Origin of the sequence: Streptomyces sp. NPDC090445, assembly GCF_044769385.1 — a bacterium.
Taxonomy (GTDB): domain Bacteria; phylum Actinomycetota; class Actinomycetes; order Streptomycetales; family Streptomycetaceae; genus Streptomyces.
Genome location: NZ_JBIVXV010000023.1, coordinates 101,414 through 116,982 on the forward strand (window position 1 = coordinate 101,414; position 15,569 = coordinate 116,982).

Genomic DNA, 15,569 nt, shown 5'->3' on the forward strand with positions numbered 1-15,569 from the left:
CGGTTGCGGTGGAACGCGCGCGCATCGCCACCACGGTCGCGCCGGACCGGGCCCCGGTCCGGCACGCGAGGTGCCGGGCCGGGGCCGGCGTTCAGAAGTTCCAGCTCTGGCTCAGCGCGCCGTTGCAGCTCCAGCTCACCAGGAGCTGGCCGTTCTCCGGCCGGCCGAACAGGATGTCGAGGCACTTTCCGTTCACCCGGTTGCGGATCTCGCTGCCGTTCCGGTACCACTTCTGGTGGCGACCGCCGTTGCAGTCCCACGTGGCCACCGAGCCCTGGTCGCCGAGATGGGGACCGTAGATCTCCAGGCACTTGCCGTTCATGCTGGAGCGGATCTGCTCACCGTCCCAGTACCACTGCTGGTTGGTGTCGCCGGTGCAGTCCCATGTCACGGTGGTGGCGCCGTTGTCCTGATGCCACATGAAGATGTCGGCGCACTTTCCGTTGAGGTTGGACTTGAGCAGCGGTGCGGCGGCGAACGCGGGCGCGCCCGTCAAGATACCGCCGGCCAGAAGCCCGGTGACCGCCGCCAGCAGCATCAGTCGTCGCACAGACCTCATGATTTCTCCTTCGTGTTGCCCTTGCGCGGTTGCGCAGGCCCATGTCTAGCTCCCGGTTGTTGTCCGGCGCCGGAACGGGGATTCCGGACATCAAAAGCTGGACAAACACCACCCAGCACGGCTGCGGAAAGGCGCAGAGAGGAAGGCCATGCCACGTCCCGAACGCCCGCTCGACCCGGACACCGGTTCGCTGACACGGTTCGCGGCCGACCTTCGGAAGCTGCGCGAGGCGGCGGGACGGCCGCCCTATAGGGCACTGGCCAAAACGGCACACTATTCGTCCACGACACTGTCGGACGCCGCGGGCGGCAACACGTTCCCGAGCCTTGCCGTCACCCTCGCGTACGTCGAGGCGTGCCGGGGCGACCGCCGCGCATGGGAAGCCCGATGGCATGCGGTCGCCGCCGAGATCGCGGCGAGCGCAGAAGGTGGCGATCCCGGGGAAACCGGCCGGCAGGGCACACCGTACGCGGGGCTGTCGGCATTCCAGCCCGAGGACGCCGACCGGTTCTTCGGGCGCGAGCGGCTGACCGGCGAGCTGCTCGCGAAGGTGCGTGACCGCCGCTTCCTGGCGGTGTTCGGGCCGTCCGGATCGGGTAAGTCCTCGTTGCTGCGGGCGGGGCTCGTCGCCCGCGCGCGGGCATCGGGGTGGCCGGTGATGCTGTTCACGCCGGGCCCGCATCCCGTGGAGGAGTGCGCGATCCACCTGGCCGCGGTGACGGGGGAGAGTCCCGGCGCGCTGATGACCGAGCTGCTGGACGATCCCGTGGCGCTGCACCTGCGGATCCGGCAGGCCATGATCGACCGCGCACCGGACATGGACGCGTTGATCGTGGCCGACCAGTTCGAGGAGGTCTTCACCCTCTGCCGGGACCGGGACGAACGAGATGCGTTCCTCACCCTGCTGATCGCCGCCGCCACGGCGCCGACCAGCCGGACCCGGGTGGTACTCGGCGTACGCGCCGATTTCTACGGCCACTGCGTCCAGGACCCCGGGCTGGTCGAGGCGATGCGCGACGCGCAGATCGCGGTCGGCCCGATGAGCAGCCAGGAGCTGCGCGAGGCCATCACCCGCCCGGCCGTGCTCGCCGACTGCACGGTGACCGGCCCGCTGCTGGCGGCAGTGGTCGCGGACGCGACCGGTCAGCCGGGCGCGCTGCCACTGGTCTCGCACGCGATGGCGGAGACCTGGCGCCGCCGCAGCGGCAGCCGCCTGACCCTGGACGGGTACCTGGCGGCCGGCGGTATCCAGCACGCCCTCGCACAGACCGCCGAGACCGCCTACCGGGCGCTGTCGCCGGCGCAGCAGGACCTCGCCAGATCGCTGTTCCTCCGGCTGACCGCGCTGGGCGACGGTACCGAGGACACCAGGCGCCGCATCACCAGGGACGAGCTGGACCCGAACCCCGACACCGCCTTCGTCCTCGAATCCCTCGCCCGGCAACGGCTGGTGACGCTGGACCAGGGCTGTGTCGAGATCACCCACGAGGCGATCATCCGGTGCTGGCCGAGGCTGCGCGGCTGGCTGACCGAGGACCGGGACCGGCTGCTGTTGCACCGGCAGCTCACCGAGGCGACCGCCGCCTGGGAGGTGCAGGGCCGCGACCCGCACGCGTTGTACCGGGGTGCCCGCCTGGCCGCGGCGCTGGACCTGGCCGCCGCGGACGGCAGCCGGCTGACCTTTAGGGAACGGCGCTTCCTCGACGAGAGCCGGGAAGCACAGGCCGGCGAGACGGCCGCGGTCAGGCGGCGGGCGGTCCGCCTGCGGCAGCTGGTCACGCTGCTCACCGTGCTGGTGGTCATCGCGGCGACCGCGGGCGGGCTGGCCGCCGACTCGCGCGACTCGGCCATCCGGCAGCGCAACGTGGCCATCGCGCGGAAGGCCGCTGCGGACGCGGCCGCGGTGCGGCAGCAGAACCCCTCCCTCGCTGCGCAGCTGAACCTGGCCGCGTACCGGCTGGCAGCCGCCGGCGACGTACGCGACCAGCTCATGAGCGCGTTCGCCGCGCCGTACACGAGCCGGCTCCCCGGCCACACCTCCGACGTGGTCTCGATCTCCATCGCCCCGAAGAGCACGGTCCTGGCCACCGCGAGCTGGGACCGCACGGTCCGGCTCTGGGACATCGGGGACGCCCGCCATCCCGTACAGCTGGCCGTGCTGCACCAGCCGGAGCAGCTGAGGGCGGTGGCGTTCGGCGACGGCGGCCGTGTCCTGGCCACGGCGAGCGAACGCGCGGTGCGGCTGTGGGACGTGGCGAACCGGCGTGCGCCCGCCGAGCTGAGCACGCTGCCCGAGCAGCCGTCCGCCGCGCCGACGTGGGTGGCGTACCGGCCCGGCGGCGTCCTCGCCACCGGCCACACCGACGGCACGGCGCGGCTGTGGAGCGTGAGCGATCCCCGCCGCCCGCGACTGCTGGCCGCCGTGCCGGGCCACACCGGCACGGTCACCTCGGTGACGTTCAGCCCGGACGGCCGCACGCTGGCGACCACGGGCGACACCACCGCCAGACTGTGGGATGTCGTCGACCCCGCGCATCCGCTCCTCCGCGACGTCCTGCGCGGTCACACCGACACGGTGACCTCGGCCGCTTTCAGCCCTGACGGCCGGAGCGTGGCGACCGGGGGCTGGGACCGCGCCGCACGGGTCTGGGACATCGGCAGCAGCCCGCGTACGCAGCCGCCGGCCGTGCTGCCCGGCCATCCCGCGATCGTCTGGTCGGTGGCATTCAGCCCGGACGGCCGCACGCTCGTCTCGGTAGGCGGGTCCACCCAGTTCTGGGACGTCGCCGCCCGGGCGAACCCGAAGCGGATCAGCACGGTCCAGGGCGGGTTCTACCAAGCCGCGTTCAGCCCCGACGGCCGCATGCTCGCCAACTCCGACCGGCTCCTGGACCTGCGGGATCTTTCGCTCGCGACCCACGACGACGTGGTCACGTCCCTGGCGTTCGGCCCCGGCGGCCGGCTGCTCGCCAGCGCCAGCTGGGACGGCACCGCACGCCTGTGGCAGGTCACCGGAGGCCGGGCCCTGTGGCCGCTGTCGGTCCTGCACGGGCACACCAAGTTCGTCCGGTCCGTGGCGTTCAGCCCGGACGGGCGCACCCTCGTCACCGCCAGTGAGGACACCACCGTCCGTGTCTGGGACGTGACCGATCCCCGCAGGCCGCGGCTGGCATCGGTCCTCACCCCCGGCGCCGGCGAAGTCGGCGGCGTCCGCTTCGGCCCGGGCGGCCGCCTGCTGGCCGTCTGGGCACTGGGCACGGCCGGCCTGTGGGACCTGACCGATCCCGGCCATCCCCGGCCACTGAGCCGGATCGCCGAGGACGGGCCGGACGTCACGACGGCCTCGTTCCGGCCGGACGGCCGCACGCTGGTGACGAGCAGCGGCGAGTCCGGTTCGCTGCGGCTCTGGGACATCGGCGATCCGCGCAGCCCCCGGGAACTGCCGTCCCCGTTCCGATCCGACCCTCTGACCGCCGGCGTGTTCAGCCCCGACAACCGGAGACTGGCCGCCTTCCACCGAGCGGACAAGACGGTCTGGCTGATCGACGTCAGCGACATCCGCCGACCGGCGAAGGCGGCGCGGCTTCCGGCGTCCGGCTCCTGGCTCTACACGCTGGCCTTCGACGCGGAGGGCCGCCGACTGGCAGCCGGCGCCGCGGACGGCATGGCCCTGCTATGGGACGTGAGCGGTGCTGCGGCCGCCCCCGCCGTCCTCACCGGCCACTCGAACCCCGTACCGGCCGTGGCGTTCGGCCCGGACGGCGAAACCCTGGCCACCGGCGGCAACGACTTCACGATCAGGCTGTGGGACACCGGCCTGGACAGGGTCGCCGCCCGCATCTGCGACAGCGCCCACCCCCGGATCACCGGAGCCCAATGGGCACAGTACTTCCCGGCGGTCGACTTCAACCCACCCTGCCCGGCGCCATGACATCCGTCGTCTCCCGATCCATCCGACGGCCCGACCGGTGCCCGACGAGCCCGGCTCAGGGGATCCGCCACTGCTGGGCCTTGTTCCCTGCAACGCAGGGGACCACCGTCAGCTGCCTGCCGGCGCCGTTGTCGGTCAGGCACCCCCCCTGGAAGGCGATGTCCTTGATGGAGTAGGCGCCGTTCCCCGGGATCCGTTCCAGGTTCCACCATCCGCCTCCCCCGCCGTTCAGTTCGACGCGTACGGTGTCGCCGAACTGCGTCAGGGCCCGGGCCAGGTGGGCGCCACCGGGGGAGCAGGCCCGGAAGGACTCGTAGTTGCTGCGCTCGTACACCCAGCCCAGGGCCGTGGTCCCGCCCATGACCACCTTGGTGCCCGTGTCGGTGCTGCTGGAGTCCAGTCCGACCTTGAGGCCGTCCCCGACGTTGGTGATGGCGCCCCAGACCCCTCCGCCGCACCCCGGAGCCGGCCCGGATCCGCCGCCCGCACCCCCGGCTCCGCCGGGGCCGGGGCCGGAGCCACTGGTCGGCTGCTGACCACCGCCGGAAGGGCTGCCGCCGCCCCCGCCGGGCGATCCACCGCCCGGCCCGCCCGGCTGCGCACCGCCCGGCTGTGTACCGCCGCCGACACCGGCCCCGCCCGGAGCGGCCCCGCCCGGGGCGCCGCCCTGCGCCGCAGCAGCAGGATCCTGTCCCGGGACAGCCCCGGGTACGGCGCTTTGCGAGGGCCCCGGGGAAGCGGAAGCCCCTGGACCCCCGCCCGCGCTGCCGGCAGCGGACGGCGCGGACACCGAGGTGGACGGCTGCCCGCCCGCGCGGTCCCGCGCGTCGGCACCCCGGGCCCACGGAGCGATCTGGAAGACGGTGACGGCCACCGTCGCCGTCACCGTCACCGAGACGGCGATCGGTACGACGACCGGTACGGCCACCCCGGCGGGCAGACCCAGCCGCCACCACTTCTTCCTGCCGACGCCGCCCGCCGCGGGCTCCTCGGCCGGCCGGGCCACGACCGGACCCGCCGGCGCGTCGAGCTCACCGAGCGGCCGCCCGGCCGCCGCCCGGCGCGCCGCCGCAGCCATCACGGAAGCGTCGGCGTACCGCTCCTCGGGCTGTTTGGCCAGCGCTCGGGCAACGAACGCGCGCACCGGCCCGGGCAGTGCGTCCGGCAGGGCGGGCGCCGGCTCCCGGACGTGCTTGAGCGCGATCTCGACCACCGACCCGCCGGTGAACGGCGGCTCCCCGGTCAGCAGTTCGTAGACGACCACACCCAGGGAATAGAGGTCGGAGGACGCGACCGCGCCGAGGCCCTCGGCCTGCTCCGGAGCCATGTAGAGGGCCGTGCCGAGCACCGCGTGGGAGTCGGTGATGGCGGTACTGGCCGCGCTGGAACGGGCGATGCCGAAATCGGTGACGGTCACCCGGCCGCCGCTCCCCAGCATCAGGTTCGACGGCTTGATGTCGCGGTGCGTGACACCCTGCAGATGTGCCACGTGCAGCGCGTCCAGGGCCTGTGCGGCGATGTCGAGCGCCTGCTCGGGGGACAGGGGGCCGGACCGGGTGCGGACCTCGTTGAGGGGCCGTCCCTCGATCAGCTCCATGACGATGAAGGCGATCCGCTCACCCGAGTCGATCGGGCTCTCCCCGTAGTCGTGCACGTTCACGATGCCGGGGTGGCTGAGCGAGGCCAGGACCGTGGCCTCCCGCCGGAACCGCGCCGCGAACGCCGGATCGTCGAGCAGCGCCGGAAGCAGGACCTTGACGGCGACCTGCCGCCGCAGCACGGCGTCATCGGCGCGCCACACCTCGCCCATTCCGCCGCCGCCGATCCGCTCGGTCAGCGTGTACCGGTCCCCCAGGACCGTGCCCCGTCCCCACATGCGTCTTCCCCCGCAACGCCGGCCAGGCCCATGATCCGTTCAAGTGCAGCCGGGAACAGGGTACTTGGGGCAGTCGGCAGATGCCCGCGTCAGGCAGAGGGGATCGACCGGCACCCGGCAAAGGGCGCCACCCTCCGGGCCCTCACCGGGGATGGGCGGCCTGCAGGGCGGCGGCCGCGTGGAGGGCGGCTCCGGTGGCGAGGGCGTCCTCGTCGAAGACGACGCGGTCGGAGTGGAGGTCGGGGGCTTCCGAGGGCTCGATGCCGGGCGGGCGGGCACCGAGGATGGCCATCGCGCCCGGCACCCGCTGCAGGACGTACGAGAAGTCCTCGGCGCCCATGAACGGCGCGGCCAGGTCGTGGACCCGGCCGGGACCGAGGAGCGCGGTCGCGGTGTCGCGGAGGGCCGCGGTGGCGAGGGGGTCGTTGACGACGGGCGGGTAGCCCTCGGTCAGGCCGACGTCGGCGTGCATTCCGTGGGCGGTGGCGACATGGTGGGCGACACGCGTGATGCCGTCACGTACCAGCTGCCGTGCGGTCGGGGAGAGGGTACGGAAGGTGCCGCGGATCTCGGCGGTCTCGGGGATGACGTTGGACGTCGTACCGGCGTGGATCGAGGCGATGGTGAGCACGGCCGGATCGAAGACGTCGACGGTCCGCGTGACCATGGACTGGAGGGCCTGGACGATCTCGCAGGCGACGGGGACGGGATCGAGGGCCCGGTGCGGTGCCGAGGCGTGTCCGCCGCGGCCGCGCACGGTCACGCGAATCCCGTCGGAGGCGGCGAAAGCGGGGCCCGGCCGCAGGTGGACGGTGCCGCTGTCGAAGCGCGAGGTGATGTGCAGGGCGAACGCGGCCGCCACTCCTGTGCCGTCGGCCGTCTCCAGCACTCCCTCGTCGATCATGTGCAGGGCACCGCCGCCGGATTCCTCCGCAGGCTGGAACATGAAGACGACGGACCCGGCCAGCCGTGGGCGGCGGGCCGCGAGCAGCCGGGCGGCCCCGACGAGCATGGCGGTGTGGGTGTCGTGTCCGCAGGCGTGCATGGCGCCGGGCAGCCGGGAGGCGAAGTCCAGACCAGTCTGCTCGTCCAGGGGCAGCGCGTCCATGTCGGCCCGCAGCAGGACCGCCGGGCCGGGCCGGGCGCCTTCGAGGGTGGCGGTGACGGAACTCAGGTGCGCGCCGGTGGCCAGGTCCAGCCCCAGGCCGCCCAGTGCCTCCAGGACGGCCTGCTGCGTACGGGGCAGGTGCCGGCCCAGTTCGGGGAAGCGGTGGATGCTCCGGCGCAGGGCCACCATGCCGGGCAGGGCGGCCTGCGCCTCCGCCAGCAGCCCTTCGAGGGCGCCGGCCACAGGAGCGACACGCATGGCATCTCCTCGACGAGAGCGGGTCGTGAGTCGTACGGCGACTGCCATGTATCCCACGCATCGCCGGCCGCCACGCCGGTGGAGCGGCGGCCGTACGCCGCGCGCGGCCGCCGGTCCGACCGGCCCCTCTTGATCAACACTCAGGCTCCGCGGGTAGCGTGGGGTGATGTGAGCACACCAGAACCCGAAACGCTCGACGAGGCGTTCCTCTGCCTGTTCGCCCATGCCGGGCCGGGCGCCGCAGCCAGGGTCGCCGAGGCCCTCACGCCGCAGGAGCGGGCGGGCATCCTGCGGCAGAGGCGGTACGCACTGCCGCAGGGCCTGCGCGACTGGGCGGCCGAACACGGCGAGGGCGGCGCGGCCGGCGAGGCAGGGCAGGCCGGCGAGGCAGGGGAGGCCGAAGCGCAGTGGCGTGCCGTCCCCGCCGGGGACTTCCGGCGCGCCGGCGCCACAACCGCGCCGCTGCCGGAGGTGGAGCGGCGGATCCGGGCCCGGCTGGGCGGTGACGAGCAGGCCTGGCAGAGCGCGTTCGAGCTGCTCGCGGACGGTTTCACCGGCGATCTTCCGGCCCTGCTCGACGCCGCCGCACGCCACGACCCGGCCGGCGCCGACCCGGATACCCCCGTCAGCCCGAGGAACGAGGTGGCGTGGCTGATCCGCATGGCGCCGGGCGACCTGCCGCAGCGCCTGCTCCGCCGACTGGCCCCGGGCGCCCGGCTGGAGCTCGCCTCCGGCAGCACGGCCGGGCCGCTCCTGCAGGCGCTGATCGACACCGGCGACCGGGCGGTATGGCAGCGGCTGCTCGGAGGCTCGTACGGGCGGCAGTACCGCAGCGGCTCCCGGGAGGCCGAGTTCGAGCGCGCCTTCCTGACGCGGGACGACCCCCAGGTCAACGAGTGGCTGCTCATCGGCCTCAACAGCGGGCAGCCGGACCGGGGATACAGGCTGCCCCCCTCCGTCCGGCTCGCCCTCCTGGAGGGCCGCCCCTTCGGGCCGGACTCCGCCGACCCGCTGCCGCGCACCCCGGCCGTCCACGCCGTCATCGCACACGGCCCGCCGTCCCACGGCTGGGAGCCGGACCTGCTGAGGCTCTGCTACGACTCCCGCGAACCGGGCCTCGCGGCCCACGCACTGCGCGTCTCGTTCCACAGCCGCGAGCAACTGCTCACCCCGTACCAGCAGGTGGTCGCCGCGATACGGCTGTGGGGATCGGGCCGCTCCGGCGAACTGGCCGCGCTCCTGGGCGAGACCGGCGGCGCCGACGGCACCACCGACCGGCGCGTACGCGAAGCCCTCGGCGCGGCGCTGGCCGAGCACTCCGCAAGGCCGCTGTACGACGCCGCGTCGGCGTACCGGGAGCAGAGCGACGACCACCTGGACGAGGCCCTGCGCGTGTGGGGCCTCCGTCTGCCGGACGGTCTGCGGCCGTCCCGGCTCGCGCCGTACACCCAGGCCGAGCTGGCCGCCGCGAGCCGGGCCATCACCGGCGACCGCTGGTACCGGGTGGACTGGGACCTCGTCCGCAGGCGTCTCGCCGACCCCGACGTACGCCACCACCGCAGCCGGGCCCGCGAACGGTACGGGGTCCTGCTGGCCCGCGCCGACTGCCCGCCGGACGTCGTGGCCGCCCTCACCCACCCCGACCTGAACGGCCTCGACCTGCTCCGGCTGTACGCCGACCGGGAGACCGCCGTCGCCGTGCTGACCCGGTGCAACCTCGGCCCGGGGCACCCCTGGAACCAGGCCCAGACCGCTCTGGGCGCCGCCCGCCCCCAGCCCGGCTGGGAGCCGGCCGCCACCCCCGAGGACGTCCTGCGGTACGCGCGCCCCGTCCACAGCCTGCTCCATGTCGTCCCCCGGGACACGGTCGGCGGCGCCGTCGCGGAGTTCCTCCGGGAGGCGGGAATCGACACGCCGACGGCCGAGGCGCGGCTCTGGCTCGCGCTGCGCCGCCTCACGCCGTACTTCTCGGGCTCCCTGCCGCAACTGCTGCGCACCGCCGCCCGGCTCGCCGAGGGCGGTACGCAGCTCGACACGGTGCCCGCGGCCGACCTCCTCGTCGGCCCGGGGCGCGAGGAGGCGGCCGAACCCGTACGCGACCGGCTGGGCACGACCCCCGGGCCCTGGGCGCACGCCGTACGACTGCTCGCCGCCGCTTTCGACGGGACCCTCCCCGAACTGCTCGACACCGCACGGGCGGAACCGCCCGTCGGGCCGGGCCCGGACACCGCCCTCCGAGGGGCGCCGGCCGCCCTCCTCCGGCTCGCCCCCGCCGGGATCGCCGACGCCGTCGTGAGCCGTCTCGACGTGCCGGCCCGCATCCTCCTCGCCCGGACCACCCGTGACACCGACACCCTGCGTTCCCTGGTCCGGCACGGCGGCCGCCCGGTCTGGGACGCACTGCTGGACTCTGCCCGGGTGAGGCTGCCCTCCGACCCGCCGTTCAGATCGCCCTACGCCGACCTGCGCGACGAGGTCCTGACCCCGGAACTGCTCGCCCAGGACGACCCCTGGCTCAACGCCCGCCTCGTACACGAGGAGTTCGTACGGCAGAGCAGCCAGGACGCCGCCCACACGGGCGCCGTGCTCGCGGGACGCCCCTTCGGCCCCGGAAAGGGGCCCGTGCGGGTACTCCCCGAGCTCCGCGCGGACTACGCCGACTGGAACCCGGACTGCGGCGCGGAGCTGCCGAAGTGGACCCGCAACCCGTACTTCTACACGTCTCCCGAGCCCGTACTGGCCATGCAGGCCCTGATGACCGTACGCAAGTCCAACTACCAGGACCCCCCGTTCACCCTGCTCGACGTCCGGCAGAGCCTGCTGGCCGCGTCGACGATCGCCCACGCGGACCGCTTCGACCTGCTGGAACACGTCGTCACGCACTGGCACGTCCGCTACCCCTACCCGGAACACCTCGACGTCCGGGACCTGTTCGGACGGGCCGTACGCCTGCGCACGGCCGAGGAGATCGACGGGGAGCTGTCCTCGCCGCAGTGAACCCCCCGGGTCCCCTGGGTCCCCCGGCTTCCCCGGGTCGGTCGCCCGCCCAAGATCCGCTAAGGTGTTCGACGTTCGCGGCGGAGTACACACCCGCGCGGAGTACACGCAGGACCGGGGGAGCAGCGAGTGAGCACGGCCAGACCGCAGGTGGGCGGCGACGAGGCAGGACCGTTCGCCACGGTCAACGAGTTCTTCCACACCTGCATGGGCGACCACGCCCCCGGACTGGACGAACGTCCGGACGACAGACTCATCGGAAGCATGCAGATCGGGCGGACGCTCCTCGGCATGGTCGCCGCCGTGTGGCTCATCGTGGCCTATCCGCTGAGTTCGGGGCGGGAGGAGTTCGTCCTCGGCAAACTCGTCGAACTCGCCCTCGCCTGCGCCATCCTGCTGGCAGGAAGCATCATCGGCATCGCCGCCTTCCTCATCGCGGGAACCCCGGACAGGCGCCGCGCCTTCGCACGGCGCCTGCTGGGGCCGGTCGTGTCCATGCTGGCGCTCGCCCTCGGCCCTGCCGTGACCTGGCTGTCCCTCACGACCCTCAAGGGCGAACTCGTCAGCGGAGCGGACCTGATGGGCTTCTTCTCCTCGATCGTCGGCCGCGGCATCCTCTGCTCCGTGCTCAGCTTCCTGGTCCTCGCGATCGGCTGGCTGCTCTCCATCGTCCTGCTGATCGCCTCGATCCCGTTCACGATCCTCGTGGCCTACATCTGCGTCGCCACCTGCTTCCGCGCCTCCGACGTCCACCAGCTGCTCCCGGCACTGCTCTCGCCGCTGCTGGTGTGGTCGCTCTTCGCCTTCCAGGTCTTCAACGGTCCCGACGTTGCCGCGCCCCCGGAGGTGCTGTACACGTTCCTCCTCGGCGGCCCCCTCTCGGTGACCGCGCTCTCGGTCTGGGAGGTACGGCGCCTGCGCAGCCGGTACGGGATCACCCTCCGCGGCGCGCTCGGCCGCTGACCCGACCGCCGCGGGCCCGCGGCTGTCGGCAACGCGCCGTGCAGCTGCACAGGGGCGCGCCCGGTGGCCGCGGGACCATCCGAGCGCGGGCCCGTCAGCGACTTCGGCGGGCGTTGAGCCGGGCGGCCTGGCGTGTCAGGTGGTCGCGCTCGGCGAGGTTGGCCGCCTTTCGGGCGGCTTCGGCGTACAGCCGTGCCGCCGTCGCCGGGTCGCCGTCGCGCTCGTGGAGATAGGCCGCCACCGCGGTGTGGCGGGGCAGCGATGCGTCCAGCTCCGCGAGCGCCGCCAGGCCGGCATGCGGACCGTCGGCCTCGCCGACGGCGACCGCGCGGTTGAGCCGGACGACCGGGCTGTCGGTGAGGCGCGTGAGCTCGTCGTACCACTCGACGATCTGCACCCAATCGGTCTCCTCTGCGGTGGGCGCGTCCGCGTGGAGTGCCGCGATGGCGGCCTGGGCCTGGAACTCGCCCAGCCGGTCGCGCACGAGGGCAGCCTGCAGGATCCCGACACCCTCGGCGATCAGTCCGGTGTCCCACCGGCCGCGGTCCTGCTCGGCGAGCGGTACGAGGCTGCCGTCGGGTGCGGTCCGCGCGGCGCGCCGGGCGTGGTGGAGCAGCATCAGGGCGAGCAGCCCCGCCACCTCGGGGTGGTCGATCACGGCCGCGAGCTGCCGGGTGAGCCGGATCGCCTCGGCGGCGAGGTCGACGTCGCCGGAGTAGCCCTCGTTGAAGACCAGGTAGAGGACGCGCAGCACGGTGGCCACGTCACCGGGCCGGTCGAACCGCACGCCGGAGACGGTGCGCTTGGCCCGGCTGATGCGCTGCGCCATGGTCGCCTCGGGCACCAGGTAGGCCTGGGCGATCTGGCGGGTGGTCAGCCCGCCGACGGCGCGCAGCGTGAGCGCGACCGCCGACGACGGTGTCAGTGAGGGGTGGGCGCACAGGAAGTAGAGCCGGAGCGTGTCGTCGGCCGAGGACGCGGGACCGGCGGCCGGCTCCGCATCGACGAGGTCCTCACGCCGGCGGCGCGCGGTGTCCGCGCGGGTCGCGTCGAGGAACCGTCGCCAGGCCACGGTGACCAGCCAGCCCTTCGGGTCGCGCGGCGGCTCGTCCGGCCAGACGCGGACCGCCTCGACCAGCGCGTCCTGTACGGCGTCCTCGGCCGCCGCGAAATCTGCTCCGCGGCGGACGAGGATGCCGAGCACGCTCGGTGTGAGGCTCCTCAGCAGGGCCTCGTTCAAGGGCGAGGTCACTCGGTGATGGTGGGCGGTGCGGCCAGGAAGGGGCGGACCTCCAGCCACTCGTGGATCGGCTTCCCGCCCGCCCCGGGGGCGGCCGACAGCTCGCCGGCCAGCTCGACGGCGCGCTCGTAGGTGTCGACGTCGATCACCATCCAGCCGGCGATGAGGTCCTTGGTCTCGGCGAACGGGCCGTCGGTGACCGGCGGGCGCCCCTCCCCGTCGTACCGGACCCACTGTCCCTCGGGTGCGAGCGCCTGACCGTCGACGAACTCGCCGGTCTTTTCGAGCCGGGCCGCGAAGTCGTGCATGTACTGCAGGTGAGCCGAGATCTCCTCCGGCGTCCACCGGTCCATCGGCACGTCGTTGACCGAAGCCGGGGCGCCGCGGTAGTGCTTGAGCAGCAAGTACTTGGCCATCGTGGTTCTCCTCGCCGGTGCGACCCGTTGTGGTCGCGTTCATTGCGGGGACGGAGCCGGTCACAGGTTCTCGACATCGCAGCCCGTCCTTTCGGGACCCCGTGGATGAGCCTAGGTGCCCCCGTCTCGCGATGTCCGGTTCCACACCGCGGCAGCAGGGCGAGAGCCTTGCCGATCGACACCGACCGGACAACCGAATCCGGCGGACGGGGGTGTGTCAGTCGGCGATGGTGCAGCCGGGCCGGGGCGTGCGGAGGGCCTTGATCAGCCAGGGCTGGAAGGGGAGGTGCCCGGGGACGACGTGCCAGTCGTTGACCGTCCAGACCAGGCGCCAGTACCGGGCCACGAGCGGGTCGTGGCCCACCTCGAACTGCCGGGCCATCCATTCCCGCAGCTCGGGGCCGGCCGGGCGGCCGAGCGCGGCGGCAAAACGTGCCACGATGGCCTCGACCAAGGGCACGGCCCCGTCGCTTTCCGGGGCGGTGCCGGCGGCCATCGCGGCGGTGACGGCCTGCCTGGCCTGGTGTACGAGGTCCGCCGCCGTGTGCGGAGCGGCACCGGGGACGGCGTCCTCGTCGGCGGGCGGCAGCGCGGCGTGGGCCAGACGGGCACGGAAGTCATCGTCGGCGATGAGCTCGGCGATCTCCATCCACGCGGCGAGCTGCGCGTCGGAAGGGTCGTCGGGAAGGTCGGGAACGGCGGTACGCAGCGCGGCGGCCGCATTCCTCGCGGCGGGGGCGTCGGCGTCGAGGCCGTGGAGGAAGTCGGCCACCAAGCGGCGTCGTTCGTCCGAGGCGAGCTGGGTGAGGCGGTGCATGCGAGTGGTCTCCTCGGGAGTGGCGCCGCGTCGCGCGATGAGCCGTAGGACCTTCAGGCGCATACGAAGTGCACGAATCTGCAGTTCGGCGGCGTCGGCGTGTGCGGCGGCGACCTCGGCGAGCAGGAGGTCGCCGTCGAGCACACGGCGGGTGGTGGTGAGATCGACGTCCAACTCCCGCAGCACCCCGATGGTCCGCAGCCGTTGAAGGGCCGCGTCGTCGAAGCGGCGGTGTCCTGCCGCGGTCCGGTGGGTCGGGGGCAGCAGTCCGGTGTCCGAGTAGAACCGGATCGTCCGTACGGGGATGCCGGTACGGGCCGACAGACTGCCGATCGAGTGCGGGGGCGTGGTGCCGTTCATGACATCCACTCTGCGTTCTCCAGCCACTGGAGAGTCAAGCCGCCCTGGACGGTCGATCCGGACACCGCCCCGGGCACGTCACCGAAAGCCCGGACCGGGACCGGCCGCCACATCCAGAACCCGGCCTACCTCCGGAGGCTGCGCGCGCTTCACCCCGAGGCTTCGCAGCGAGTCGTCGTGCCTCACCTCAGCCCCGTACGGTCCGCCCCCGCAGGTCCGCTTGTGCACGAGCCACTCACCGGCCCGACAGCCGATCGTCCGGCGGAGCCGCTTCCTGGCCTGTGCGGTGTGGCCTGTGCGGTGTGGCCTGCGCGGCCTGGCCGGTGTGGCCTGGTCCGTCTGCCGGGTCCCGCCGGGCCCGATCCGCTGCCCGACGCTTGCGGGGCGGTCGCGTCCGACTGCGAGAACGGGCAGTACGGGGGCAGGGTGCCGCTTCACATGGTGTCGAGTTCAGTGAACGGAGAACCCGCCGTCAACGAAGATCGCCTGACCGGTGATGTAGCCGGAGGCGCGGCTGGCGAGGAACACCGCCGCTCCGGCGAAGTCGTCGGCCACGCCATTGCGCCCGACCATCGTGCGCGCGGCCAGCGCCGCCACCTTCTCCGGGTCGGACGACAGCCGCGCATTGAGCGGGGTCATGACGAAGCCGGGCACCAGCGTGTTGCAGGTGACGCCGTGGGGCGACCACGCCTCGGCCTGGGAGCGGGCCAGGGACTCCAGCGCCCCCTTGGACACTCCGTAGGCTCCGCTCTGGACGAACGCCCGGTGTGCCTGCTGGGAGGTGATGTGGATGATCCGCCCGAAGCCCCGCTCGGCCATGCCGGGCCCGAACCGCCGGCCCAACAGGTAGGGCGCCTCCAGGTTCAGTGAGGTTCCCCCGAGATGCGGGGATGGGTGACAGAGGGTCAGATGGGTCTCATGAGAGGAGCCCAGACGATGCCTGCACCGAGGAAGTACCCGCTGGAGTTGCGTGACCGGGCGGTCCAGATGTACCGGGCTGCCGAGCCGAAGCCGGTGATCCGCCGGATGGCCGAGGAACTCGGC

General features: G+C 73.4%; 9 protein-coding genes and 1 pseudogene. 3 read left to right on the forward strand and 7 right to left on the reverse strand.

The annotated features are described in order from the left end of the window. Positions 1–91 precede the first annotated feature (91 nt). Positions 92–559, reverse strand: coding sequence for an RICIN domain-containing protein (locus tag ACIQUT_RS31110; RefSeq protein WP_403567755.1), 468 nt, complete (start codon positions 557–559; stop codon positions 92–94). Between the two features lie 148 nt (positions 560–707). Between ACIQUT_RS31110 and ACIQUT_RS31115 the strand changes: the two genes are divergently transcribed. Continuing rightward, a complete protein-coding gene (locus tag ACIQUT_RS31115) occupies positions 708–4,490 on the forward strand; it encodes a hypothetical protein (RefSeq protein WP_403567757.1) in 3,783 nt (1,260 codons plus the stop codon). A 55-nt stretch (positions 4,491–4,545) separates the two neighbouring features. Here the strand turns inward: ACIQUT_RS31115 and ACIQUT_RS31120 are convergent, their stop codons facing one another. Continuing rightward, complete coding sequence (locus tag ACIQUT_RS31120; protein ID WP_403567759.1) at positions 4,546–6,366, reverse strand: protein kinase; 1,821 nt, start codon at positions 6,364–6,366, stop codon at positions 4,546–4,548. 142 nt (positions 6,367–6,508) lie between these two features. Further along, positions 6,509–7,732, reverse strand: a complete 1,224-nt coding sequence (locus ACIQUT_RS31125) for a M20 family metallopeptidase (protein WP_403567761.1) — start codon at positions 7,730–7,732, stop codon at positions 6,509–6,511. A 168-nt stretch (positions 7,733–7,900) separates the two neighbouring features. On the opposite strand from ACIQUT_RS31125, the gene ACIQUT_RS31130 reads away from it, so the two are divergent. Beyond that, on the forward strand, positions 7,901–10,729 hold the full coding sequence (locus ACIQUT_RS31130; RefSeq protein WP_403567763.1) for a hypothetical protein: 2,829 nt from the start codon (positions 7,901–7,903) through the stop codon (positions 10,727–10,729). A 129-nt stretch (positions 10,730–10,858) separates the two neighbouring features. After that, complete coding sequence (locus tag ACIQUT_RS31135; protein WP_403567765.1) at positions 10,859–11,692, forward strand: hypothetical protein; 834 nt, start codon at positions 10,859–10,861, stop codon at positions 11,690–11,692. A 94-nt stretch (positions 11,693–11,786) separates the two neighbouring features. Here ACIQUT_RS31135 and ACIQUT_RS31140 read toward each other — a convergent pair whose 3' ends face one another. From ACIQUT_RS31140 to ACIQUT_RS31155, 4 genes and pseudogenes are all read right to left on the reverse strand, one after another. Beyond that, on the reverse strand, positions 11,787–12,932 hold the full coding sequence (locus tag ACIQUT_RS31140) for an RNA polymerase sigma factor (protein ID WP_403567781.1): 1,146 nt from the start codon (positions 12,930–12,932) through the stop codon (positions 11,787–11,789). A gap of 8 nt (positions 12,933–12,940) precedes the next feature. Then, positions 12,941–13,348: a YciI family protein gene (locus tag ACIQUT_RS31145; protein ID WP_403567767.1), complete on the reverse strand. Its 408-nt coding sequence runs from the start codon at positions 13,346–13,348 to the stop codon at positions 12,941–12,943. A 217-nt stretch (positions 13,349–13,565) separates the two neighbouring features. Further along, positions 13,566–14,525 carry a MerR family transcriptional regulator gene (locus ACIQUT_RS31150; protein WP_403567769.1) on the reverse strand — a complete coding sequence of 320 codons (960 nt, stop codon included), beginning with the start codon at positions 14,523–14,525 and terminating at the stop codon, positions 13,566–13,568. A gap of 450 nt (positions 14,526–14,975) precedes the next feature. After that, a pseudogene (locus tag ACIQUT_RS31155) lies at positions 14,976–15,395 on the reverse strand (SDR family NAD(P)-dependent oxidoreductase); the annotation flags it as partial. Between the last annotated feature and the right edge of the window lie 174 nt (positions 15,396–15,569).